Origin of the sequence: Mesorhizobium sp. M0018 (assembly GCF_040323955.1) — a bacterium.
GTDB lineage: Bacteria > Pseudomonadota > Alphaproteobacteria > Rhizobiales > Rhizobiaceae > Mesorhizobium.
This window is the reverse complement of record NZ_JAMYVL010000005.1, coordinates 150,703-174,867: the sequence shown is the minus strand read 5'-3', so window position 1 is coordinate 174,867 and position 24,165 is coordinate 150,703. Positions and strand designations below refer to the sequence as shown.

25 protein-coding genes, 1 tRNA gene and 1 pseudogene are annotated in these 24,165 nt (G+C 61.8%); 20 read left to right on the top strand and 7 right to left on the bottom strand.

Features of this window, described 5'->3' with window-relative positions; genetic code table 11:
- From NKJ81_RS09270 to NKJ81_RS09260, 3 genes are all read left to right on the top strand, one after another.
- Positions 1–366 carry a cell division protein ZapA gene (locus tag NKJ81_RS09270; protein ID WP_254816554.1) on the top strand — a complete coding sequence of 122 codons (366 nt, stop codon included), beginning with the start codon at positions 1–3 and terminating at the stop codon, positions 364–366.
- Between the two features lie 175 nt (positions 367–541).
- Positions 542–1,201, top strand: a complete 660-nt coding sequence (locus tag NKJ81_RS09265) for a peroxiredoxin (RefSeq protein ID WP_023678511.1) — start codon at positions 542–544, stop codon at positions 1,199–1,201.
- A gap of 150 nt (positions 1,202–1,351) precedes the next feature.
- Complete coding sequence (locus NKJ81_RS09260; protein WP_352471144.1) at positions 1,352–2,224, top strand: MBL fold metallo-hydrolase; 873 nt, start codon at positions 1,352–1,354, stop codon at positions 2,222–2,224.
- Between the two features lie 182 nt (positions 2,225–2,406).
- Here the strand turns inward: NKJ81_RS09260 and NKJ81_RS09255 are convergent, their stop codons facing one another.
- From NKJ81_RS09255 to NKJ81_RS09245, 3 genes are all read right to left on the bottom strand, one after another.
- Positions 2,407–2,919: a hypothetical protein gene (locus tag NKJ81_RS09255; protein ID WP_352540248.1), complete on the bottom strand. Its 513-nt coding sequence runs from the start codon at positions 2,917–2,919 to the stop codon at positions 2,407–2,409.
- 434 nt (positions 2,920–3,353) lie between these two features.
- Entirely contained in the window at positions 3,354–4,265 is a 912-nt protein-coding gene (rpoH, locus tag NKJ81_RS09250) for an RNA polymerase sigma factor RpoH (protein ID WP_023678514.1), read from the bottom strand.
- Between the two features lie 187 nt (positions 4,266–4,452).
- Positions 4,453–5,493, bottom strand: a complete 1,041-nt coding sequence (locus NKJ81_RS09245; protein ID WP_352540247.1) for an RluA family pseudouridine synthase — start codon at positions 5,491–5,493, stop codon at positions 4,453–4,455.
- Positions 5,494–5,519: 26 nt separating this feature from the next.
- Here NKJ81_RS09245 and NKJ81_RS09240 point away from each other — a divergent pair, with 26 nt between their 5' ends.
- From NKJ81_RS09240 to NKJ81_RS09230, 3 genes and pseudogenes are all read left to right on the top strand, one after another.
- The gene (locus NKJ81_RS09240; RefSeq protein ID WP_352540246.1) at positions 5,520–5,903 is read left to right on the top strand and encodes a fimbrial protein; all 384 of its coding nucleotides are present in this window, start codon (positions 5,520–5,522) and stop codon (positions 5,901–5,903) included.
- Positions 5,900–6,304, top strand: a pseudogene (locus tag NKJ81_RS09235) (VOC family protein); the annotation flags it as partial. The gene NKJ81_RS09240 and the pseudogene NKJ81_RS09235, both read left to right, overlap by 4 nt.
- A 93-nt stretch (positions 6,305–6,397) precedes the next feature.
- Positions 6,398–6,472, top strand: a tRNA-Glu gene (locus NKJ81_RS09230).
- Positions 6,473–6,984: 512 nt separating this feature from the next.
- On the opposite strand, the gene NKJ81_RS09225 is transcribed toward NKJ81_RS09230, so the two are convergent.
- The gene (locus NKJ81_RS09225; protein ID WP_352540245.1) at positions 6,985–8,052 is read right to left on the bottom strand and encodes an adenylate/guanylate cyclase domain-containing protein; all 1,068 of its coding nucleotides are present in this window, start codon (positions 8,050–8,052) and stop codon (positions 6,985–6,987) included.
- A gap of 115 nt (positions 8,053–8,167) precedes the next feature.
- Here NKJ81_RS09225 and NKJ81_RS09220 point away from each other — a divergent pair, with 115 nt between their 5' ends.
- The 4 genes from NKJ81_RS09220 (at position 8,168) to tolA (ending at position 11,259) form a co-directional block, all read left to right on the top strand.
- A complete protein-coding gene (locus NKJ81_RS09220; protein ID WP_008873905.1) occupies positions 8,168–8,608 on the top strand; it encodes an SRPBCC family protein in 441 nt (146 codons plus the stop codon).
- A gap of 406 nt (positions 8,609–9,014) precedes the next feature.
- Positions 9,015–9,596: a VOC family protein gene (locus tag NKJ81_RS09215; RefSeq protein ID WP_352540244.1), complete on the top strand. Its 582-nt coding sequence runs from the start codon at positions 9,015–9,017 to the stop codon at positions 9,594–9,596.
- Positions 9,597–9,623: 27 nt separating this feature from the next.
- Complete coding sequence (locus NKJ81_RS09210) at positions 9,624–10,490, top strand: glutathione S-transferase family protein (RefSeq protein WP_352471137.1); 867 nt, start codon at positions 9,624–9,626, stop codon at positions 10,488–10,490.
- Between the two features lie 364 nt (positions 10,491–10,854).
- The gene (gene tolA / locus NKJ81_RS09205; protein WP_352471136.1) at positions 10,855–11,259 is read left to right on the top strand and encodes a cell envelope integrity protein TolA; all 405 of its coding nucleotides are present in this window, start codon (positions 10,855–10,857) and stop codon (positions 11,257–11,259) included.
- 97 nt (positions 11,260–11,356) lie between these two features.
- Here the strand turns inward: tolA and NKJ81_RS09200 are convergent, their stop codons facing one another.
- The gene (locus NKJ81_RS09200) at positions 11,357–11,611 is read right to left on the bottom strand and encodes a hypothetical protein (RefSeq protein ID WP_352540243.1); all 255 of its coding nucleotides are present in this window, start codon (positions 11,609–11,611) and stop codon (positions 11,357–11,359) included.
- Between the two features lie 333 nt (positions 11,612–11,944).
- On the opposite strand from NKJ81_RS09200, the gene NKJ81_RS09195 reads away from it, so the two are divergent.
- Positions 11,945–12,916 carry a DUF2865 domain-containing protein gene (locus tag NKJ81_RS09195; RefSeq protein ID WP_352540242.1) on the top strand — a complete coding sequence of 324 codons (972 nt, stop codon included), beginning with the start codon at positions 11,945–11,947 and terminating at the stop codon, positions 12,914–12,916.
- An 83-nt stretch (positions 12,917–12,999) separates the two neighbouring features.
- Here the strand turns inward: NKJ81_RS09195 and NKJ81_RS09190 are convergent, their stop codons facing one another.
- The gene (locus NKJ81_RS09190; protein WP_352540241.1) at positions 13,000–13,353 is read right to left on the bottom strand and encodes a hypothetical protein; all 354 of its coding nucleotides are present in this window, start codon (positions 13,351–13,353) and stop codon (positions 13,000–13,002) included.
- A 654-nt stretch (positions 13,354–14,007) separates the two neighbouring features.
- Here NKJ81_RS09190 and pstS point away from each other — a divergent pair.
- From pstS to phoB, 6 genes are read left to right on the top strand one after another with little or no spacing between them, the layout of a single operon-like run.
- Positions 14,008–15,069 (top strand): phosphate ABC transporter substrate-binding protein PstS, encoded by a 1,062-nt coding sequence (pstS, locus tag NKJ81_RS09185; protein WP_352471132.1) that lies wholly within the window; start codon positions 14,008–14,010, stop codon positions 15,067–15,069.
- Between the two features lie 59 nt (positions 15,070–15,128).
- On the top strand, positions 15,129–16,118 hold the full coding sequence (gene pstC, locus NKJ81_RS09180; protein ID WP_352540240.1) for a phosphate ABC transporter permease subunit PstC: 990 nt from the start codon (positions 15,129–15,131) through the stop codon (positions 16,116–16,118).
- Positions 16,119–16,121: 3 nt separating this feature from the next.
- Positions 16,122–16,973, top strand: coding sequence for a phosphate ABC transporter permease PstA (gene pstA, locus NKJ81_RS09175; RefSeq protein ID WP_352471130.1), 852 nt, complete (start codon positions 16,122–16,124; stop codon positions 16,971–16,973).
- Positions 16,970–17,773, top strand: coding sequence for a phosphate ABC transporter ATP-binding protein PstB (gene pstB / locus NKJ81_RS09170; RefSeq protein WP_352451144.1), 804 nt, complete (start codon positions 16,970–16,972; stop codon positions 17,771–17,773). The genes pstA and pstB overlap by 4 nt, the downstream gene beginning before the upstream one ends.
- A gap of 32 nt (positions 17,774–17,805) precedes the next feature.
- On the top strand, positions 17,806–18,513 hold the full coding sequence (gene phoU, locus NKJ81_RS09165; RefSeq protein WP_023678534.1) for a phosphate signaling complex protein PhoU: 708 nt from the start codon (positions 17,806–17,808) through the stop codon (positions 18,511–18,513).
- A 16-nt stretch (positions 18,514–18,529) separates the two neighbouring features.
- A complete protein-coding gene (gene phoB, locus NKJ81_RS09160) occupies positions 18,530–19,219 on the top strand; it encodes a phosphate regulon transcriptional regulator PhoB (RefSeq protein ID WP_031212149.1) in 690 nt (229 codons plus the stop codon).
- A gap of 9 nt (positions 19,220–19,228) precedes the next feature.
- On the opposite strand, the gene NKJ81_RS09155 is transcribed toward phoB, so the two are convergent.
- A complete protein-coding gene (locus NKJ81_RS09155; RefSeq protein WP_352540239.1) occupies positions 19,229–20,473 on the bottom strand; it encodes an ROK family protein in 1,245 nt (414 codons plus the stop codon).
- 285 nt (positions 20,474–20,758) lie between these two features.
- On the opposite strand from NKJ81_RS09155, the gene xylF reads away from it, so the two are divergent.
- The 3 genes from xylF (at position 20,759) to NKJ81_RS09140 (ending at position 24,121) form a co-directional block, all read left to right on the top strand.
- Complete coding sequence (gene xylF / locus NKJ81_RS09150) at positions 20,759–21,799, top strand: D-xylose ABC transporter substrate-binding protein (RefSeq protein ID WP_352540238.1); 1,041 nt, start codon at positions 20,759–20,761, stop codon at positions 21,797–21,799.
- 141 nt (positions 21,800–21,940) lie between these two features.
- Positions 21,941–23,305: a sugar ABC transporter permease gene (locus tag NKJ81_RS09145; RefSeq protein ID WP_352540237.1), complete on the top strand. Its 1,365-nt coding sequence runs from the start codon at positions 21,941–21,943 to the stop codon at positions 23,303–23,305.
- A 15-nt stretch (positions 23,306–23,320) separates the two neighbouring features.
- The gene (locus NKJ81_RS09140; protein WP_352471126.1) at positions 23,321–24,121 is read left to right on the top strand and encodes an ATP-binding cassette domain-containing protein; all 801 of its coding nucleotides are present in this window, start codon (positions 23,321–23,323) and stop codon (positions 24,119–24,121) included.
- The last annotated feature ends 44 nt before the right edge of the window (positions 24,122–24,165 follow it).

Genomic DNA, 24,165 nt, shown 5'->3' with positions numbered 1-24,165 from the left:
ATGGCACAAGTCACGGTTTCCATCGACGGCAAGCAGTATCGGATGGCCTGCGACGAGGGCCAGGAAGAGCATCTGATCGATCTTGCCGAGCGCTTCGACCGCTATGTCTCGCATCTGAAGGATTCTTTTGGCGAGATCGGCGACCAGCGGCTGACCGTGATGGCCGGCATCATGGTCATGGACGAGCTTTCGGAACTGCAAAAGCGGGTCAAGGGCATGGAAAGCGAAGTGCTGACGCTGCGCAAGACGCGCGATGACGCACTGACCAAGGCCGACAAGAACGATTCCGTGCTGACCGGGGCGCTCGGCGCACTGGCCCAGCGCATGGAAGACCTGGCGACGACGCTGGCAGTGAACAAGGCCTGAACCAGCGCAGCGAAAATTCCTGCTGCATTTGCCGAGAAGCAATGAAAATATTTCGCCGCCGGCCTTGATGCCGGCGCAACAGGCGTTTGAAGGATGACGCCGGAGTGATAGAAAGGCAAAAGCAGCGCCGGCCAACGCCGGCTGCGATCTGCACGCACAGGGTAAGGGACACGTCATGAGCCTTCGCATCAACGATATCGCACCGGACTTCACCGCTGAGACCACGCAAGGACCGATCAGCTTCCATGAATGGATCGGCGATGGCTGGGCGGTATTGTTCAGCCATCCAAAGAACTTTACGCCGGTTTGCACGACCGAACTCGGCACAATGGCCGGGCTCGAAGGCGAGTTCAGGAAGCGCAACGTCAAGATCATCGGCATCTCGGTCGATCCCGTCCAAAGCCATGAAAAGTGGCAGAACGACATCAAGACCGCGACCGGTCATTCGGTGAACTACCCGCTGATCGGCGACAAGGATCTCAAGGTCGCCAAGCTTTACGAGATGCTGCCGGCGGGTGCCGGCGAGAGCTCGGAAGGCCGCACGCCCGCCGACAATGCCACGGTGCGTTCGGTTTACGTCATCGGGCCCGACAAGAAGATCAAGCTGGTTCTCACCTACCCGATGACGACGGGCCGCAACTTCGACGAAATCCTGCGCGCCATCGATTCCATGCAGCTGACCGCCAAGCACCAGGTGGCGACGCCGGCGAACTGGAAGCAGGGCGAGGACGTCATCATCACCGCTGCCGTCTCGAATGAGGATGCCATCAAGCGCTTCGGCGCCTATGAGACGATCCTGCCATATCTCAGGAAAACCAAGCAGCCTTCCGCCTGAGCAGGCAGAGGCGGCACAGAGAGTTTTCGGTTTTCCTGGCCGTGTGAGCATGGGGTGCTTGACGATGCCTGGTTGACGGACAACCATGCCTTTAATTTGCCGTGGCAGAGAAAATCCTTCCTGCCGTGGTGAGGGGCGAAGGAGGCTGGATTGGACGCATTATCGGCCAGGTCGCAGGTCACCGGCTTCTATGACAAGCCGAGCGGGTCCGTCCAGTATGTGGTCGCCGACATGGCGACCCGCAAATGCGCCATCATCGATCCGGTGCTCGACTTCGACGAAAGGTCCGGTGCAACGGCAACGAAAAACGCCGACGCCCTGCTCGACTTCGTCAGGGAAAGCGGGCTGGAGGTCGAGTGGATCCTCGACACGCATCCGCATGCGGATCATTTCTCCGCCGCCCATTATCTGAGGGGGAGAACCGGAGCGCCGACGGCAATCGGCGAGAAGGTCATCGACGTCCAGAAATTGTGGAAGGTGATCTACAACTGGCCGGAATTCCCCGCCGACGGTTCGCAATGGGACAGGCTGTTCGCCAACGGCGCAACTTTTTCGGTCGGCGGCATTGCGGCAAGAGTGCTGTTCTCGCCGGGCCACACACTGGCCTCGATCACTTACGTCATTGGCGACGCCGCCTTCATCCACGACACGCTGTTCATGCCGGACAGCGGCACCGCAAGGACAGACTTTCCGGGCGGCAGTGCCGAGCGGCTCTGGCGTTCGATCGAGGACATCCTGGCGCTGCCGGACGAGACACGTCTGTTCGTCGGTCACGACTACCAGCCGGGCGGTCGCGAAGCGCGGTGGGAAAGCACGGTCGCGGAGCAGAAAGCCGGCAACATCCATGTTGCCGGCTGCAAGACGGAAGCCGACTTCGTCGCGCTCCGCCAAGCCCGCGACAGGACGTTGCCGATGCCGCGGCTGATCCTGCACGCGCTGCAGGTCAATATGAATGGCGGACGCCTGCCGGAACCGGAATCCAACGGGCAGCGCTATCTGAAGTTTCCGCTCGATTGCCTGTGAGAGGATGGGTCGCTGGCACTACAATGCCATTCAGACTCGGCGCCGCCCTCATCGTTCTGCGATGGTCATCCAAGCTATTGATCCTGATTCGATTTTTGCGATGTTTGAATCCGATAGGTCTATGCGGGACGACGGTGGCGGCAGCCGGATGAGGAGCAGCGCAGACGCCAGCCAGTCGAGCGTCAGGGTTTTGTTCGGCGGGCTAAATGTTCATACATGATTTGCCAAGGATCGCTCTCGGAAGATCTTTCCTCGCCGATCCAATGGAAGCTGGTGGCAGTGATCTCGGTGAAACGCCATCGAGTTTGCAGACCGCGCGAGTCATTGCCGAGCTGGACAATGTCCTTACCCTCGGCCCGCCCGATCTGGCGCGAGTGATCCCGGTTGAGCGGGTCGTTCCATATGATATGCCAGCCATCGATCCCAGGGTCGAAGATGCGCAAGGTTGTGCCATACATCGCGGACGGAGCAGGGCGCTTGGGCCTGATCCAAACGTCCTGAATCGCGCGGCCTTCGAGCACCCAGCCAAAATGGCATTCGCCATCCCATTTCTGGATTGTGCCGTCGTCGAGGTAGTGGACCGAGTCCATCTCCCAGCTTCCAATTAGCCATCCATACAGGGCCATGTCTTTCGCTCGATCGGCTGGCGGACCGTCGGATCCGAGGGCGGCCAGAAACGGAGAAATCGTCATCATCACACTGCCTTTCGTTTCCAATAGACGAACTCAACTGCCCGACGGACCGTTGTCGCGCCCGCCTGCCGCAAGCGCCGGGTTGTGGAATGCCGCGGTCGGCGCCGCAACATTGCCGCCACAGCTTGCAGCCTTGCGGTTTTCAGGGCTTGGGGAAAATTGCGACAATGCCGCTATCAATGAGATCGTCTGGGGACGCCTGGCAAGGCTACTGAGCAGTTAGGGCGACGGATCGGACATCCGCGAAGGCGCCGCGGAACCGGCAACCCGCTAATGCATGTCGCGCAAAAGTGTGCAGCGGTTTTGCGATAACGACATGCATAAAAACAAGAATCTAAAGCGCGCCGCACAAGGCCGGCCCGAACGCGACGCGCTTTAGAAAAAAACGGCGGCGCCAGTTACCTGACGCCGCCGTTATTTGTTTCTACCGGAAGGCCTTACGCCGCCGGCTGCGCCTCGATGGTGCGCAGCGCCTGCGTCTGGCGCTTGGCTGCGGCCTTGACCGCGTCCTGCACCTTCTCGAAGGCGCGCACCTCGATCTGGCGCACGCGCTCGCGGCTGATATCGAACTCGGCCGACAGCTCTTCAAGCGTCAACGGCTCATCGGCGAGGCGGCGCGCCTCGAAGATGCGGCGTTCGCGGTCGTTGAGCACGGCAAGAGCGCCCGACAGCATGCCGCGCCGGTTTTCCAGCTCGTCCTGCTCGATCAGCATCTCTTCCTGGCTTTCGTGGTCGTCGACCAGCCAGTCCTGCCATTCGCCGGACTCGCCTTCACTGGCCCGGATGGGCGCATTGAGCGAGGCGTCGCCCGACAGGCGGCGGTTCATCGACACGACTTCCGCTTCCGAGACGTTCAGCCGGGTGGCAATCTCGGTGATCTGGTCCGGCTTCAAATCGCCTTCATCGAGCGCCTGGATCTTGCCCTTCACCTTGCGCAGGTTGAAGAACAGGCGCTTCTGGTTGGCGGTGGTGCCCATCTTGACCAGGCTCCACGAGCGCAGGATGTATTCCTGGATCGAGGCCTTGATCCACCACATCGCATAGGTGGCGAGACGGAAGCCGCGCTCCGGTTCGAATTTCTTGACGGCCTGCATCAGGCCGACATTGCCTTCCGAGATCACCTCGCCGATCGGCAGGCCGTAACCGCGATAGCCCATGGCGATCTTGGCGACGAGCCGAAGGTGGCTGGTGACGAGCTTGTGCGCAGCCGTCGTGTCCTCATGCTCGGCGTAGCGCTTGGCGAGCATGTACTCTTCCTGCGGCTGAAGCATCGGAAAGCGGCGGATTTCTTCCAGGTAGCGGCTGAGACCGCCTTCGCCGGAAACGATACTGGGTAATGACTGGGCCATGATAGCGCCCCCTCTCTATTGGAGTGATGCCCCCGAAACGCGGCGGGCATGTGGCGCGAATGCCAAAGGCACATTCGCGCCAACCGACATATATAGGAACAAAACCAGAAAGACAGGCATTTGTTCAACACGAAACAGTGTGTCACGTTGAAGTGAACAACGCCGGTCAGGTTTTCAGGTGGCTGGTTCAGAGCTTGCGGAAGCCGTCGACGAGTTCCTCCATGTCCCACGGTATCGGTGCTTCGAACCTCATCGTTAGATGGGTATCGGGATGGCGAAATGCAAGGAGGCGGGCGTGCAAAGCTTGTCGCGGAAACGCCTTTACCTTGCTTCTTAGCGGCTCGGGCAACCGATTGGCCTTGGTGCGGAAAGCCTGACCGTATTCGGGGTCGCCAATCACCGGATGGCCGATATGGGCCATGTGGACGCGTATCTGGTGAGTGCGACCGGTTTCCAGCCGGCATTCGACCAGGCTCGCCATGGCGAATTCCTGCTGCTGCTCGCCAAAGCGCTCAACGACGGTGAAATGCGTGACGGCGTGGCGGGCATCGTCGCGGCCTTGCGGCACCACGGCGCGGCGTACCCGGTCGGCGGCGCGGCCGAGCGGCGCGTCGACGGTCCCGGTCGGCCTTGCCGGTATGCCCCAGACCAACGCCAGATAGGCCCGCTCGAGATCGCCGGTCAGGCCGTGGTCGGCAAAGGCCTCCGACAACGCCTTGTGGGCGCGATCGGTCTTGGCGACGACCATGACGCCGCTGGTCTCCTTGTCGAGGCGATGGACGATGCCCGGCCGTCTCACCCCGCCGATGCCAGACAGGCTGTCGCCGCAATGATGGATCAGCGCGTTGACCAGCGTGCCGGTCCAGTTGCCGGCGCCGGGATGAACGACCAGCCCGGCCGGCTTGTTGATGACGATCAGCTCGCTGTCCTCGTAGAGGACGTCCAGCGCAATATCTTCGCCTTGCGGCGCCGCCGGTTCCGGCTCCGGCATATCAACCGACACGCTGTCACCTTGCGCCATCTTGCGCTTCGTTTCGCTGGCTGGCTTGCCGCCGATCCTGACGGCGCCCTGCTTTATCAGCATCTGTACCCGGCTGCGCGACATGTCGGGGCCGAGCCTGGCCGCCAGCCATTGGTCGAGCCGCTGGCCGGCCGCATCAGCGCCCGCCTCCAGGACGATCGGTCCGGCCCCTATTAATTGTCTGACCACTTCGTTATGAGCGCTCATCGAAAACAGTTCCGGAATCTGCTGCCATGGCCCGGCCGCTTGCCGACGAAGACGAGGAAAAGCCGCTCGACCCCGAGGTCGAAAAGGTGCGGAGGAAGCTCGTCCGCTTCGTCGCCATCAATCTCGGCCTGCTGTTCCTCGCCCTTATGGTGGTGATCGCGGCACTTGTCTACAAAGCGCGCAACGCGCCGCCTGCCGCCCCTCCGCTAAGCAGCGACATCCAGGTGCCGATCGGCGAGACGGTCAACGGCGACATCGTGCTGCCGGTCGGCGCCAGGGTGATCAGCCAATCGCTGTCCGGCAATCACCTGTCGATCGACGCAGAGCTGCCCGACGGCAGCCGCGCCATCTTCGTCTATGACATCACCGAGCGCCGCATCGTTGGCCATTTTTCGATCAGGAACAAATGACCGGTTTTGCCGAATACCGCAGCATTGCCACGGTCGCGCTTGTCGTCGCAAATTATGACGAGGCGATCTCGTGGTATGTCGACCGGCTGGGTTTTGTGCTCGCCGAAGATGTCGATCTCGGCGGCGGCAAACGCTGGGTCACGATCACGCCGTGCAACGGACAGGGTGCGCGGCTGCTTCTCGCCGAGGCATCCGGCGATGCGCAAAGGCACGCCATCGGCAACCAGACCGGCGGCCGGGTCTTTCTGTTCCTCGAAACCGACGATTTTGCCCGCGACTATGCGCTGATGCTCGAAAAGGGCGTTGAGTTCCGTGAGGCGCCCCGGCACGAGACCTATGGCACTGTGGCGGTTTTCGCAGATCTCTATGGAAATCTCTGGGACCTGATCGAGCCAAAACGCTGGGCTTGCAGCGGATACTTCACCGGCGCGATCGGCAGCCTTAAGCCTAGTTGCTTTTTGCCAGCCGTCAGCCTATATCGCCGGTTCTTGAACGCGCCCATCGTCTAGCGGTCAGGACACCGCCCTCTCACGGCGGGAACAGGGGTTCGATTCCCCTTGGGCGTACCAAGTCTCTCCAAGCTCTCGGCAAACCATCAATCCGATCCATCGCCTTGGGTCGCGGCGGGTCTGGCTCATTGCCGCTTCTGGTGAAGCGGAGCTGATTGCATTAGCATTGCATCGTGGGTCTTGAGGCACAGCGTTAGCGGCGCGCAGAACGTCGCGCTGAACAGGGCAGTCGATGCCACGCGGGGAGGAGCCAGATACAGAAACTACAATCACAAGGCGTCCATCACGCTGGTCGGCACTGCCTGGAGCCGACCTGAGCTACAGCTGCCGGCGGCGGATCGTTTTGGCGAACTCGGCGAAGGCGCCTCTCCCTCGAAGGGTGGATGCCGGGAAGGCCCTTAGCACCGGCCAGCGAAAGCTGCGCGCGACGCGCATGGCTGGGCTCTAAACGCGCCATACTCCAGTTGCAGTATCGTAGCTTCTTTGCCGTTCGAATTTCTCTCAGTCATGGCTTCGCACGATACCAAGATATGCTGCGAACGACACATCCACGGCGGGCTCAACCATTCGATCTATTCCGGCAAGCCGAAAAGTGTTTGCGCGCCTGCTATTCCTCCGAGCGGATGACTGCCCATGGCGATCATCGGCTCGGTAGTTTCTGCCTCGAACACTGTCGACGCGAGCACCGTCCGTCCCAACGGCTTGCACAGCCCTTCGATGCGGCTGACAAGATTTACAGCCTTGCCGATCGCGGTGAAGTCCAACCTGCCGGCAGTGCCGATATTCCCCCAGAGTATCTCGCCGACATGCAGGCCAATGCCATATCCGAGCTCAGGGCCGCCATTGCGGCGCCGAGTTTGGTTGAGATGATCTATCCCGGCGCGCGTGGCCTTCACGGCGCGTACCGCCGCGTCACATGCGGCATTTGCATCGCGCTCGCCAATCGGGAAAATCGCGAGGACGCCATCACCTATAAACTTGAGAACCTCACCACCAAATGCGTGCACCGCGCCGGCGACGCAATCGAACCAGGCATCAAGTACCAATACGATCTCGTCTGCATCATGAACCTCGGATAGATCGGTGAAACCTCGAAGGTCCGCGCACAGAAGCGCAGCCCGTATCGTCTCTCCCTTTACTCGACGAGAATGACCGTTGAGCACATGTGCTGCACTGCGCTTTCCCAAATATGCCTCGAGCAATGCGCGTTTCGCGGACCGTTCTGCGAGTGCGGTCATCGGAGCCGCAGCAAACCGGGAGATTTGCCGCAGCAGCTCTGACTGCGCCTCATCCGGAGTATGATCGAACGCCCACACCAAAGTCGGTGCGACACCGCCCGCTCGCTCGTCGAACACGATCGCCCGCGTCGTGCCAAGCCACTCCCGCAGCACGAGCCGGGGATCGGCATTCTGGCGGTCGGCGCCTATCCCCAAAGCCTCGACCACTTCACCCCCAGGCGCTCGCCAGAGCCAGATGCGGCGTGAGATAATCGGGTCGGGAGCATCCTGCGCCAGCGCGCCGGCGATGATCGGCAAGCCGTCTTCAATCAAATGCGTTGAGAGCTGCAATAGAAGTCGCCCACCGTCGCCAATATGCGCGGCGTCGTCCAGAAGGAATGAAAGCGACTTTGCGAGAAGCATGGGTAGAAGGTCACTCGGCACCGGCTTATGCTTACGCCTCGAACATCTTCTTGCAACTCCCCACATTCGCTTCAATCATGCAGGTATTCGCTGCGGATGTGACCTGGAGTGAGCGATGGCGGAATCGGTTTACACAGAGATTGAGGTCGCGGCGCCACAAGCGACCGTGTTCGCGCTTTTGACGGATCCGGACCAGATTGTGCGATGGATCGGGACCGAAGCGAATTTGGATGCAACGCCGGGCGGTCTGTTCCTCGTCAATGTCGGTGGTCGCCATATGGCGCGCGGTGAGTTCACCGAGGTGATCCCGGTCCACCGTCTTGCCTACAGTTTTGGCTGGGAAGACAACGAGACCGTGCCGCCCGGCTCCAGTCATGTCGAGATCGACCTGATCGCGAGGGATGCGGGGACACTGATCCGCTTCACGCACAGCGGACTGCCGAACGCAAAGGAGCGTGACAGCCACCGAAGGGGATGGGAGCACTACCTCTCAAGGCTGAAGATCACTGCCGATGGGGGACATGTCGATCCCGACGTGCCGATGAAGAATATGTGATTTTCGTCTAAGGGCCGCGGATGCCCGTAATCCGAACCAGGCGCGGCATGCGTCAACGAGGGCCCCTTTGACCTGCCGTCGCCAAACCGGCGCTCGGGAAACCCAGCGACCTGCGGGCCGCCGCACCACTACAGCTGCCGGCGACGGGTCGTTTCAGCGAGCTCGGCGAAGGCGTCCGCGATCCCGGTGCCGCTCTTGGCGCCTGCGTGGAGTTCTTGAAACTCAGCGCTTCTGGCGCAACGCCGCGGATTGAATTAGCATCCGTTCATCAAAGCTCCGGCCGCACTCCTGCAGGATGCGGAATGCGGAGCGCAGGCGAGCGAGGCCGGGCGCGGTCACATGCCAAGCGCGACTGGGCATCCGAACTTCCGTTCGGCGGCAAGACGGCGTGGCCGGGAGGAGTCAGATGCAAAAGCTGCAATCGCAAGGCGTTCATCACATCACGCTGGTCGGGGCCGGGCGCCAGACTTCCATCGATTTCTGGGAGGGCGTGCTTGGCATGCCTTTCATCTTCGAGCAGCCCAATCTCGATAAGGCAAGCGAAAGCCATCTCTATTTCGATCCGGGCGACGGCCGGCTGATCACCGTCTTCACCGACGAAAGCCGCACGCCGGTCAAGCGGCGCACGCCGACCGACACGGGCTGCGTCCATCATATCGCTTTCGCGGTGTCGCGCGTCACCTTTCTGCAGGCGGTTGCCCGGCTCGACGAGCGCGCCATCAAGCACAGCGGCGTCAAGGATCGCGGCTTCATGGACTCGATCTATTTCGAGGATCCGCTCGGCCTGCTGATCGAACTCGCCTCCTACCGTTTCGAACCGCCGGCGGGCTTCACCCATGCCGACGTGCTGATGCAGGCGCACAAGATCCGCGTCGCGCGCGGCGACTACAACATCGCCGAAGTGCACCTTGCCGATGCGATCCAGGCGCTTGTCGAGCGCTCGCGCACGACGTTGTCGGAGGATCGCGCACCGAAAAATCCATACTGACGACACGCCGAACAAAGGGAGGATACAATGGCGAAGACAGCAACCAAGAGTGCCACGAAGCCCGCGGCCAAGGCAGCCAGGCCAGGAGCGAAGCCGGCGGCCAAAGCCGCCGGCAAGTCAGCGGCGAAAGTGGCAAAGCCGGCGGCCAAGGTCTCCGCCAAGAAGCTGGCGCCGAAGGCCAAGGCGAAACCGGCGAAAAAGCCCGCGCTCTCGCTCAGCATGCTGAAGCCCAGCGTCAACAATATGAGCGTTCGAGTGTTTGCACGCGCCGCCGGGCTCGATCATTCCGAGACCGACGTATGGGGTCTCACGCGCTCGCCCGAATACATGGCGCGAAACCCGGCCCATCTTACGCCGATGATCGAGGACAAGGGCCTGCCGAGAGGTGTCTTGTGGGAAAGCTGCGCCATTATGCAGTACCTCGCCAACAAGCACGGGCTGGAGAAACTATATCCCAAGGCGCCGGCCAAGCGGGCAATGATCGACAGTGCCATGTTCTACCTGATCGGGACGCTCTACCCCTATGTGGCGCGCGCCACATATCCTGTGCTGAATTTCCCGCAATATGCCGGCGAGGTCGGCCACAGCGACGCCCACCCCGACAAGAAGTCGGAAGCCCAGAAGGCCGCTATAGAAGCGATAGCCGAGCCGCTGGAGGTGTTTCACAGCTTCTTCAGGAACGGCAAGCCGTTCATCGGCGGCAAGAACCCGTCGATCGCCGACATCCGCCTGGCGGCGACGCTCGAATTCCTCGCCGTCATCGACTATGCGCTGCCCCAATGGGCAAAAGACTATATGGCGGCGATCGAGAAGAAGCTCGGCAAGGCCTATGCTGAGCCGGCCGGCGACGTGCGCGGCTATATCGCCTATGTGCGGTCGCAGGCCAACGCCTGAGGCACGTGCAGGCCGGCGATCGTCCGCACGTTCTGCGGGAGCCGGTAATGATCTGAGGTAATTCTTTCTTACTCTCCCCTGTTTGCACGATGTGGGGAGCTTAAGGTTTCGTTAACCGAAACCCTTTCTACTGGTATCCACCTCCAGCTTGCGACCACGGATGTACTGGCGCGGATGGAAAGCAAAGGTCGGCTGCTCGCCGGCCTTTGCTTATTGCAGCCCTGCCGAAGTTTGCGGCTGACGGCGCTTCACGACGCCTGAATGGCTGATGAAGCGCGTTGCCGGCATCTTGCCATCGCCGATGTGGGCCCTACCATCGAAGTAGTCCCGTCCTCGATGGCGGTTCAAGGACAGAGGCCCTGTCATGAAAAGCATTGCTGGAATGATGGTGATTGCAGGCGCCATGCTGGCGGGTGCAGCCGGTCAATCGAATGCAGCGACGCTCAACACCATGCCCGAGGTCGGGGCTGCCATCCAGGCGTGCTGGACCCCTCCGGCGAATGCCGGGAATTCCACCGTCACCCTGAGCTTCAGCTTCAGGCGCGATGGCACGCTGATCGGCCGGCCCAAGCCGACCGCCATCCGCGTCGCCGGCGAGGAGAAGACGCGCCAAGCTTTTGTCGACGCGGCGGTCGCGGCCGTGGACCATTGCCTGCCGTTGAGCTTTTCACCGGCGCTGGCTGAAGGCATCCCGGGCAAGGTGTTCACTCTGCAATTCAACTCGCCCAAACAAGAACAGGCTGCACCGCGAGTGAAGGCTTCGCCTTGATCTTTTCCGACAACCGGATTCCACTTTTCGGGACCTAATGCATGTCGCGCAAAAGCGTGCAGCGGTTTTGCGACAACGACATGCATTACACAAGAACCTAAGCGCGTCGCATGACGCCCGGTCGACCGCGATGCGCTTTAGTGGCCCTTCGTCTCGCCTCGACATGTCGCGCCAGTTCCGGCACCTCGAAGACATAGTCGCTCCAAGCCGATTCCGGTATCTGGCCGGCGAGATAGCACTCCAGCAAAAGCCTCTGCTCGTGGTCGAGTGGCCTCGGTGCGCGTTCATGGTCCAACCAAAGTGAATGGAACAGATTCCTGGTCAGGTCCGCGACAGTGAAGTGGATCGACATTTGCGGTCTCCTCCTTTGGCCGCTCAACGCCGATCCCAGGGCTAAGGTTTCAGCGACGGCCGGCCGGTAACGCCGGATTGATCGCGATGCCGAACCCGCCGCGCGCATCAAACTTCGCCGTGGCGGGCGTCCGCCGGCGTTGCTGCCGGTTCGTCTCAATCTTGAAATAAAAATGTAATATTGAATTTACACGAGTAGATCTAATACACTAGAGCTAAAGTCTCTGGTGGCGGTTTGATCTACTTCAATTAGGAAAAACTGATTTAGCTAGTACTTATCCATAGTCGACAAAGAAATCATGTTCTCGGTGCAACAAGGATAATGGTCGTTCCAATGACACGCTTCTGGCCCCTCACGATTCTGATGCTGGTGTCGGCAATAGCCGTTGCGCTCGGCACATCCTTCTCCTACGCGGATAGCTGCGGTGCCATCAGGAGCCAATTGCTTTCGGCGGGGCGCAGCGGCGGGACCAGCCCCGAGCTTGCCCAACTGCGCCGGCAACTCGCCGCGATTCAAAAGCTTGAGAGACAACGCAGATGCGCAGCGAAAACCGCCGGCTTCTTCTTCAATCCCTGCGCCGACCTGGTCAGCAGCAAGGCGGAGGTGCAACGGCAGATCGCCAGACTGTCGAATTCGAGCAGGGACACGTCCGGACTGAAGGCCAGGTTTGTCGCGCTGGGCTGCGCCGCCCCCGCTGCCAAGAAACAGCCGGCGCAGCAACGCCCGGCACCCAAGGCCCAGTCCGCAGGCACAACAATTGGCGGCAATCGGATGCTGTTTTGCGTTCGCTTGTCGGACGGATATTTCTTCCCCGCGCCAAAATCGCAGTTCGCCAAGAGCGACGATCTGAAGGAAACGGTCGATCAGTGTCGCTACATCTGCGACGATGCCGGCGTCGACCTCTATACGCTGAGCGACGCCACTCGCGAGACCGAGGAGATGGTCGCGCTCGAGTCGGGAAAACCCTATGTGGAGCTACCTGCCGCGTTCCGGTACCGCGACGACGCGAACTTCAAGGCCTGTGACGTCAAGCGCTATTACCAGCGCGTTGCCGAACTCAGGGCACGAACCGTGACACCGGCCAACATGAGCAACGCCATCATTCCGTTGCCGACCGCAAAGCCGGATCTTGGCGTCGTCGCGGAAATTCCTGAATCCGGGATCGAAACTGCCGGTGCGGCTCTCGCAGGGGCAAAAACGTCGGTTTTCGAGGTGCCAGGGACTGCCCAGCATCAGTCGATCGAGAAAGCGATCGGCGCGCGGCCGGTGAGAGTGGTCGGGCCGGCCTTTTTCCCGGCGGACTGACCAGGGCGGGCGATGTTCCGAGACGGCTGGCCGGATAGCCGCTTCAAGGCCTGGAGCCGTGCGCATCGACCGACGTCGGCTGGTTATTCGCAGACCATGCGGGCCCGTTTACCGGGCTCGCTGACATTCTTGCAAGTTAGCGGCTTCGTCGACTCCGGCGACAGCATGGGCGGGTTGTTGGTGACCCTCCTCCGAGGCGTTGCAACGGAAGCCGCGCTCCTGCGCACCGCCGGCCTTTTCGGCGTTTGCGGCGCCACTGGAAAGACGTCGGTCTCCAGTTGCGACTGTTCGGCTTGCGCCTGCGGCGAAGGCCTGTCCCAGAAACGGCGAACATCGAGCGGCTTGGGAATGATGACGGTGCCGTCATAGCTGCGCGCGCAGCCGCTTCCCAGAGGCAGCGCCAGGCACAGGAAGACAGGCAGAATCCGTCGAGACATCAGCAATACCCCTGCAAGCTTATAACGCTGCTTCGGCCTAACCGACAACCGGCGGAATAGGGCGAAGGGAGTAGATACCGTGAAGTAGAAGTCGTCGCACTTCCAGTGGAAGGCGTTGCTCGAAGATCGAGCGCCGGGTCGGGCGCGGATGGAGGTCCAGCGCGAGTTAGAACCTTGCGATTCGTCAACGCTTCCAGCGTAAGGCCATGGTGCGATCGCACCATACCAAAGCCGCGCTCAGTGGCGACAATGGGATATTCGAAGTTCCGCTCCTCCAGTTACGGGCGGGAGCAGCGACCGCCGGCAAGAAACAGGGTCAGATTTACCCCAACGGACCTGTTTCGGCGATGGCGCGGCCATGACACGTTCTGGCTGCATGCAACGCGCTCCCGTCCGGCTTTTTTCTTTTAAAGCCGGTGGCTGCGATCGCCGAGCAGACGATGCCGGCCGGAATTCACGCAAGCTGCTGATTCCAGCGGCAAACCGCGGCCCATGCCGACAAAAGCCCGCGGCCGCTCCTTCTTAACCCGGCTGGACGTCGTTACCGGAGCGACATGAAACTGTCATGCGACTGTAATAATCGGGGGCTATTGGCCTCAGCGGGCGCCGGAGGAATGGCGCCGAGAGACCATATTCCGAACAGGAGCAGGCCACATGAGACATTTCATCCGCTCGGCGGCCGTTGCGATTGCAATGGCTGCGGCGACGACCACCCTCACCCTGTCCGCCGCGCTCGCCGCGGACATCTCCGGCGCCGGCGCCACCTTCCCCTACCCGATCTATGCGAAGTGGGCCGACACCTACAAGAAAGACACCGGCGTTGGCCTTAACTACCAGTCGATCGGTTCCGGCGGCGGCATCAAGCAGATCAAGGCCAAGACCGTTACCTTCGGCGCTTCGGATGCGCCGCTCAAGGGCGACGAGCTTGAAGCGTCCGGACTGGCTCAGTTCCCGATGGTGATGGGCGGCATCGTTCCCGTCGTCAATCTCGAGGGCATCAAGCCGGGCGAGTTGGTTCTCGACGGCCCGACGCTGGCCGACATCTTCCTCGGCAAGATCACGAGCTGGGATGACGAGGCGATCAAGAAGCTCAATCCCGACGTCAAACTGCCTTCGCAGGCGATCGCGGTCGTTCACCGTTCGGATGGTTCGGGCACGACGTTCAACTTCACCTATTACCTCGGCGACGTCAGCGCGGACTGGAAAGAAAAGGTCGGCGTCGACAAGGCCGTGGAATGGCCGGTCGGCATCGGCGCCAAGGGCAATGAGGGCGTTGCCAACAATGTCTCCCAGACCGGCGGCGCGATCGGTTATGTCGAATATGCCTACGCCAAGCAGAACAAGCTCATCCACACCGATATGATCAACAAGGACGGCAAGAAGATCGAGCCCACCGCGGCGGCGTTCTCGGCGGCAGCGGCCAATGCCGACTGGAGCTCGCAGCCGGGCTATGGCGTCATCCTCGCCAACGAGCCGGGCGCCGAGTCCTGGCCGATGACGGCGGCAACGTGGATCCTGCTCTACAAGAAGCCGGATGATGCCGCGACCACCGGCGAAGCGCTCAAATTCTTCGCCTGGGCATACGACAAGGGCGACGAGATGGCCGGCGAGCTGGACTACGTTCCGATGCCCGACAAGGTGGTTGAGAGCGTCAAGGCCATGTGGGCCAAGGAAGTCGTCGGCGACGACGGCAAGCCGCTCTACTCGGCTATGTAATCTCCTCCAGGGAGGGCGTCGACGGCGCCCTCCCTGTTGCCTTTAATCGCGAGGACCCAATGACCATCGCTTCCGATGCCATGCCACCATCTGCAGCAGCCCGGGCCAGGGAAGCTACGGTGCGGCGCTTCGCACTCACAGATGCCATATTTCGCGGACTCACCCGCGCTTCCGCAATCCTTGTGCTGGTCATCCTCGGCGGTGTCGCCATCTCGCTGTTTGCCGGCTCATGGCAGGCGCTGTCGTCGTTCGGTTTTTCTTTCCTGACGACTGAGAGCTGGAATCCCGTTACGGAAAAATTTGGCGCACTGGCGCCGATCTACGGCACCCTGGTGACGGCGGCCATTGCCATCCTGATCGCGGTTCCGATCGGCATCGGCATTGCAATCTTTCTCACCGAGCTCTGCCCGCGCCCGCTCAGGCGCCCGATCGGCATAGCGGTCGAGCTGTTGGCCGGCATTCCTTCGATCATCTACGGGATCTGGGGCCTGTTCGTGTTCGCGCCGTTCCTGCAGACGACGATACAGCCCTTCATCATCAACATCTTCCACGGCGTGCCGGGACTATCCAGCCTTTTCGCCGGCCCTCCTTACGGCATCGGCCTTCTGACCTCGGCGCTGATCCTCGCCATCATGGTGCTGCCCTTCATCACCTCGATCACCAAGGACGTCTTCGATACGGTGCCGGCGGTGCTGAAGGAATCGGCCTATGGCATCGGTTGCACGACCTGGGAAGTGACCCGGCGCGTGGTCATTCCCTATACCCGCATCGGCATCATGGGCGGCGTCATGCTTGGCCTCGGCCGGGCGCTCGGCGAGACCATGGCGGTGACCTTCGTCATCGGCAACGCACATCGCATCAGTGCCTCCCTGTTCGCGCCGGGCACGACGATCTCGGCGACCATCGCCAATGAATTCACCGAGGCCGACGGCGACCTCTACACCTCCTCGCTGGTTTCGCTCGGCCTGATCCTCTTCGTCATCACCTTCCTGATCCTCGCCGCCGCCCGCTATATGCTGATGCGGATCGACGCCCGTACGGGAGCCTGACCGATGTCGACATCCTCATCGCTCCACAGCCGCCGCAAAGCCAGGAATTCGGTGATGATGGCGCTTTGCGTCGTCGCCGCCGGCATCGGGCTTGCCTGGCTGGCGCTCATTCTCGGCGCGTTGGTCTATAAGGGCACAGCCGGGCTTTCGCTCGCGGTCTTCACCGAGATGACGCCACCACCGGGCGAGGCCGGCGGCCTGCTCAATGCCATCGCGGGCAGCCTGCTGATGACGATCATCGCCGTTGTCGTCGGCACGCCGGTCGGCGTGCTGGCGGGAACCTACATGGCCGAGTATGGACGCTTTTCGCGCATCACCACCGTCGTCCGCTTCATCAACGACATCCTGTTGTCGGCGCCGTCGATCATCATAGGCTTGTTTGTCTATGAGCTGATGGTGCGGCCAATGGGACATTTCTCGGCCATTGCCGGCGCCGTTGCGCTTGCCATCCTGGTCATTCCGGTGGTCGTGCGCACCACTGAAGACATGCTCAACCTGGTGCCGAACGCGTTGCGTGAAGCCGGTGCCGCGATCGGCGCGCCGCGCTGGGTGGTGATCCGTTCGGTCGCCTACCGCGCCGCATTGTCCGGCATCGTCACCGGCATATTGCTGGCGATAGCACGCATTTCCGGCGAGACGGCGCCGCTGCTCTTCACCGCGCTCAACAACCAGTTCTGGAGCAGCAATATCAACGCGCCGATGGCCAGCCTGCCGGTGACCATCTTCCAGTTCGCTCTCAGCCCTTACGAGGAATGGCAGCAACTGGCGTGGACCGGCGCACTCATAATCACCCTGACGGTTCTGGGCTTGAGCATCCTCGCCCGCAGCCTTACCGGACGCAGAGAGGACAGATGACACAGATGTTGTCCCCAGACATGACGATGGCCGAAACGGTCGCCGAGAAGACGAAGATCGAGGTCAAGAACCTCAACTTCTACTACGGCCAGAGCAAGGCGCTGAAGGACATCAGTCTGTCGCTGCCCGAGCGCAGCGTCACGGCCTTCATCGGCCCTTCGGGCTGCGGGAAATCGACGCTGCTGCGTGTGTTCAACCGCATCTATGAGCTCTACCCAAAACAGACGGCCGAGGGCCAGGTGCTGCTCGACGGCAAGAACATTCTCGACCGGTCGCAGGATCTCAACCTCCTCAGGACCAAGATCGGCATGGTGTTCCAGAAGCCGACGCCGTTCCCGATGTCGATCTACGAGAACATCGCCTTCGGCGTCAGGCTTTACGAGAACCTCGGCAAGTCCGAGATGGACGGCCGCGTCGAACAGGCGTTGAAGCGCGCCGCGCTGTGGAGCGAGGTCAAGGACAAGCTCAACGCCAGCGGCTTGAGCCTGTCCGGCGGCCAGCAGCAGCGGCTCTGTATCGCCCGCACCGTGGCGGTGAAGCCGGAAGTCATTCTGCTCGACGAACCGGCTTCGGCGCTCGACCCGCTGTCGACTGCCAAGATCGAGGAACTGATCGACGAATTGCAAGCCGACTACACGATCGTCATCGTCACCCACAACATGCAGCAAGCGGCGCGCGTGTCGCGCCAGACGGCCTTCATGTATCTGGGTGAACTGGTCGAGTTCGACCGGACCGAGAAGATATTCACGTCGCCCCGCGAGAAGCGCACGCAGGACTACATCACTGGCCGCTTCGGCTGAGCCGTTCCGATCATGCATATGAGGACAGGACCATGGGCGAACACACAGTCGCTTCTTTCGACGAGGATCTCGAGCAGATCAGCAAGCTGATCCGCGACATGGCCGACCTCGCCGGTTCGATGGTCGGCGGGGCGACCAAGGCGCTGTTGAATTCCGACAACGTGCTGGCGCAACGCGTCGTTTCCGACGACGCCATCATGGATGCGCGTCAACGCGAACTGGACGACCGCGCCATCACCCTGATCGCCAAACGCCAGCCGATGGCCCACGATCTTCGCCATGTGGTCGGAGCGATCCGCATGGCGGGCGACCTCGAACGCATCGGCGACCTTGCCAAGAATATCGCCAAGCGCGTGAGTGCGGTCGGCCTCAGCGCCACGCCGCGGGACCTGTCGCATTCCATCGACGCGATGGCGCAGCTGGTTCTCATCCAGGTGCAGGGTGTCATCGAGGAATATGCTGCAGGCGATGCGGCCGCGTTGGCCAAGCTGCGTGCCGCCGACGAGCGCATCGACGTCAAATACACGTCCGTGTTCCGCGAGCTGTTGACCTACATGATGGAAGATCCGCGCAACATCACCGCTTGCACGCACCTGCTGTTCTGCGCCAAGAATCTGGAGCGGATCGGCGACCATGTCACCAACATCGCCGAAAATGCGTATTATGTGCTGACCGGCGAGCAATTGCCGGTCAATCGTCCGAAGCAGGACGAAACGACAATGTCCGCACCGGTGACATGATGGGGGTGCCCAGCCGATGATCGCACCACGCATAATGGTGGTGGAGGACGAGGAGCCGTTGGGTGTGCTGCTCCGCTACAATCTCGAATCCGAAGGCTACCAGGTCGAGGTGGTGACACGCGGCGACGAAGCCGAGATCCGTTTGCAGGAGAATGTGCCCGACCTTTTGGTGCTCGACTGGATGATACCAGCGGTTTCCGGCATCGAGCTCTGTCGTCGGTTGCGGGTGCGCCCCGAAACCGAGCGGCTGCCGATCATCATGCTGACCGCGCGCGGCGAGGAGAGCGACCGGGTGCGCGGTCTTTCGACCGGCGCCGACGACTATCTGGTCAAGCCGTTTTCGACACCGGAATTCATGGCCAGGGTCAAGGCGCTGCTGCGGCGCGCCAAGCCGGAAGTGCTGTCCAGCGTGCTGAAGGTCGGCGACATCGTGCTCGATCGCGAATCGCACAGGGTCTATCGCAAGAAGAGCGAAATCAGGCTCGGGCCGACCGAATTCCGGCTGCTCGAGTTCATGATGCGGCATCCGGGCCGTGTCTTCTCGCGCAGCCAGTTACTCGATAATGTCTGGGGGGAGACAATCTACATCGACGAACGCACCGTCGACGTGCATGTCGGGCGGCTGCGCAAAGCCGTCAACAACGGCCGGATGCCGGATGTCATCCGCACCATCCGCGGCGCCGGCTATGCGATCAGGGAAGATTGACCCGCCTGGTCAGGCTACGTTCTTTCTGACGCTGGGCCTCATTTGCGCGCCCGGCGCGAAAATCTCCTGGTCGACGAAGCTTAACGCCCGCATCGCGCAGCCTTCGCGGATCAGAGGCAATTCGTTCGGCTCTGTATCGAAGGAGATCGAGCCTGAATGCTGGCCGCCGGCGGTCTGGGCGATTGCCTTCCGCAAGGCCGGCTCGATCAGATCGAAGGCGGCGGCACTGGCGCCGACCATCGCGACCGGTGCCGGATCGATCAGCGCGAACAGCGAGCCGAGACCGAAACCCAGCGCTTCGCCGGCCTTGCGGTAGGCCTCGCGTTCCGGCCCATCTTTCTCGCGCGCCCGGGCCGCCAGTGCGCGCATGTCGGCGTCGCTGACGTCGGCGACCGGTTCGCTGTCTTCGCTCATCTGCCTGGCGTTGCGCCAGATGGCGTAGTTGCCGGCATACGCCTCGATGCAGCCGCGCCGCCCGCAACGGCAGAGCGCGCCGCCCGGACGATGGATCATGTGGCCAAATTCGCCGCCCGAGGAATGCGTCCCGGTGAACAGTTCGCCCTTCAGCACCAGCCCCATGCCGATGCCATGCGAAAGCAGGATGGCGATGAAGTCATCGCGATAGCGATCCGGATTGCGCCAGCGCAAAGCCACCGCCATCATGTTGCAGTCGTTCTCCACCGTTGCCGGGATGCCGAATTCGTCCTCCAGCATGTCGGCAAAGGCGATGTCGGTCTGCGGCGTGATCGGCGACCACAGCATGGCGCGTGCAGGGGAGTCGGTAATGCCCTGAATCGCCAGGGCGATGCGGGCGACACTGCGGACGTCAAGATCTGGATCCTGCAGCCGGCGCCGGACGATGGCCATGCATTCACGGATCAGCTCGTCGCGCGGCATAGTCAGCGTGTCCAGCCGGCGCTGTTCCTCGGCGACCACCTGTCCCGTATAGTCGATAATGGCGGCCGAAAGGAAATTCAGCGACAACACCACGGTCAGCACCGCCGCCGCTTCCGGGTTGAGGGCGAGGCCGACTTGCGGACGACCGCGTTTCAACGAAACGGGCTCACTTGGCTTGCTCTCGGCGAGGATGCCTTCCCGTATCAGGTCGGAAGAAATCGCCGATATGGTCGAATGACTGAGGCCGGTGGTAGCTGCGATCTCAGTACGCGATGGCTGGCCGGCCCGGCGCACCGCCGAGATCACGATCGCCCGGTTGCGCCGGCGCAAATCGTCATGGCGGATTCCGACCGACATTGTTTTGCTTTCCTCCCGGTTGCCGCGGCCGCTCATGAACCGGAAGCCGTCGGTAATGTCCGACAAATAGTGTCGGATGAGGCAAATAGTGTCAGATGCAGGTGGCGCTGTCATCGTTTATTCCGACGCTCGAAAAAACTCGCAGAGTCATCAAAATCCATCAGAATCGATGTTGACAGCAGCCGGAGATCGGGCCAGTATTTTTTCGAGGCTCGAAAAAATTAGAGCTTCTAAGCTGGTCTTTGAGCCAATTGGTCACGCCGTACGCGGCGCAGGGAGGATATGATGAAGAAATTCACGACCGCCATTCTGGCGGGTGTCGCCATGACGCTGGCGCTGGCGTCGGTGGCGCAGGCTAAAGACAAGGTCATCGGCGTTTCCTGGTCGAACTTCCAGGAAGAGCGCTGGAAGACCGACGAGGCCGCAATGAAGGCGGCCATCGAGGCCGCAGGCGACAAGTATATTTCCGCCGACGCACAGTCCAACCCCGGCAAGCAGCTCACCGACGTCGAGAGCCTGATCTCGCAGGGCGCCACCGCACTGATCATCCTGGCGCAGGACGCCTCGGCCATCGGGCCGGCCGTGCAAAAGGCGCTGGACGAAGGTATTCCGGTTGTCGGCTACGACCGGCTGATCGAGAACAAGGACGTCTTTTACCTGACCTTCGACAACAAGGAAGTCGGCCGCATGCAGGCCCGGGAAGTCTTCAAGGTGAAGCCGGAAGGCAACTATGTCTTCATCAAGGGTTCGGGTTCCGATCCGAATGCCGATTTCCTGTTTGCCGGTTCGATGGAGGTGCTGAAGGCGGCAATAGACAGCGGCAAGATCAAGAATGTCGGCGAGGCCTATACCGACGGCTGGCTGCCGGCCAACGCTCAGAAGAACATGGAACAGTTCCTGACCGCCAACGACAACAAGGTCGATGCCGTGGTCGCGGCCAATGACGGCACTGCCGGCGGCGTCGTCGCCGCGCTGACAGCGCAAGGGCTGGCCGGATCGGTTCCGGTTTCGGGCCAGGACGGCGACCACGCCGCGCTGAACCGCATCGCGCTCGGCACACAGACCGTGTCGGTGTGGAAGGATGCGCGCGAGCTCGGCAAGAATGCCGCCGAGATCGCCTCGCAGCTGGCCGACGGCAAGCAGATGACCGACATTGCCGGCGTGAAGGATTTCACCACGCCCGGCGGCAATACCGTCAAGTCGCTGTTCCTGACCCCGGTCGCCATCACCAAGGACAACCTCAACGTCGTCATCGACGCCGGCTGGATCAAGAAAGAAGAGGTCTGCGCCGGCGTGACGGCTGGCACTGTTGCAGTCTGCAACTGAGCCGACGTTTCCGAGAAGTCCGAACGCCGCGGCCGCTCGCCGCGGCGTTTTTCAACAAGAGTTGTTTTTCCGCTTCCGGCGGATAACTTCTAGGCTGCTTCCGGCATCCGCGGCAGACGGCAACCCGGCGGGAGAAACATCATGACCGACACGACGTCCAACACGCCGGTCGACAGCACGGCAGACCGGGCACGGGAATCCGAGCTCGGCATCGTTGCCCGATTTCTCAAGGCAACCGAACTCGACACGCGCATGCTCGGCATGGTCGGCGCGCTGCTGGTCATCTGGGTCGGTCTGCATGTCATTTCCAGCGTACGGCTCGGCGTCAATCCGTTCGACTTCGACAGCCGGACCTTCCTGACGCCACGCAATCTCTGGAACCTGTCGGTGCAGACTTCCGCCGTGGCCATAATGGCCGCCGGAATGGTGCTGGTTATCGTCATGCGCAATATCGACCTGTCGGTCGGTTCCGCCGAAGGTCTGATCGGCGTGGTCATGGGCTTTGCGCAGGTGCATTTCCTGGTGCGAATGATCGGTCTGCAATTAGGCAATCCCTGGATCTGGATCCTGGCACTGGCCATCGGCCTGGCGCTTGGCCTTCTGATCGGAGCGTTCCAGGGATACATCATCGCTTATCTCGAGGTGCCGGCCTTCATCGTGACGCTGGGCGGCCTTCTGGTCTGGCGGGGTGCCGCATGGTGGGTCGCCAGCGGTCAGACGATTGCGCCGCTTGATGCCACTTTCCAGCTGATGGGGGGCGGGCCGGCGGGTTCGATCGGCGCGCGATGGAGCTGGATCGTCGGAATTGTCGCGTGCCTAGCGGTTGTGTTCATGCTGCTCAACGGGCGGGTGCAGCGCAAGCGGTTCCGCTTTCCGTTGCGCCCGATCTGGGCCGAGACGTTCCTCGGTGTCCTCACCTGCGCTGTCATCATGGGCGCCATATGGCTTGCCAATTCCTATCCTTGGCCGGTCGGCATCGTGAACAGATATGCGGCGGCCAACAATATAACGGTTCCCGAAGGCGGGCTGTTCATCGCCCATGGCATCGCCATACCCGTGCTGATGGCTGTAGCCGTAGGGCTGATCATGACCTTCATCGCCAAGCGTACCCGTTTCGGCCGCTATGTCTTCGCCATCGGCGGCAATCCGGAAGCAGCCAACCTTGCCGGTATCAACACGCGCTGGGTGACCATGAAGGTGTTCATGATCATGGGCGTGCTGGCGACGATCGCCGCGGCGATCTCGTCAGCCAGGCAGAACTCGTCGACCAATGCGCTGGGCACGTTGGACGAGCTGCTGGTCATCGCGGCGGCGGTGATCGGCGGCACGTCGCTCGCCGGCGGCTCCGGCACAGTGCTCGGCGCCATGCTCGGCGCGCTTTTGATGCAGTCGCTGCAGTCCGGCATGGTGCTGCTCGGCATCGATTCACCGCTGCAGAGCATCGTTGTCGGCGCCGTGCTGGTGCTCGCGGTGTGGCTCGATACCGTCTATCGCAAACGCGTTTAGGGAGGAGGAACGATCATGGCAGACAAAACCGCTCCCACGGGCACGCCGCTGATCGACATGCGCAACATCTCCATCGCTTTCGGCGGCATTCGCGCCGTCGACGATGCCTCTGTCGACCTTTTCCCGGGCGAGGTGATGGCTTTGCTCGGTCACAACGGTGCCGGCAAATCGACGTTGATAAAAATCCTGTCCGGCGCCTACAAGCGCGATGCGGGCCAGATTTTCGTCAACGGCGAGGAGGCTTCGATCTCCAATCCCCGCGACGCCAAGAAGTACGGCATCGAGACGATCTACCAGACGCTGGCGCTGGCCGACAATGTCGATGCGGCCGCCAACCTGTTTCTCGGCCGCGAGCTGATGACCGGCTGGGGGACGCTCGACGATGTCGCCATGGAGGCCGAGGCGCGCAAAGTGATGGGCAGGCTCAATCCGCGTTTCCAACGCTTCAAGGAGCCGGTGGTAAAGCTTTCGGGCGGCCAGCGGCAGTCGGTGGCGATCGCCCGCGCCATCCTGTTCAATGCTCGCATCCTGATCATGGACGAGCCGACGGCGGCACTCGGGCCGCAAGAGACGGCGCAGGTCGGCGAACTGGTCAGGCAGCTCAAGGCCGACGGCATCGGCATCTTCCTGATCAGCCATGATATTCACGACGTGTTCGAGCTTGCCGACCGTGTCTGCGTCATGAAGAACGGTCGGGTTGTCGGAACGGCGCGCACAACCGACGTCACCCAGGACGAGGTGCTCGGCATGATCATCCTCGGCAAGTGCCCACCCGGCGCCATTCCGGGGCCGGGCGCGCTGAAGATCGCCGCATGAACGAGAATTAGCCGGCTAATCACACGCCGCCAAAATGTGCCAGC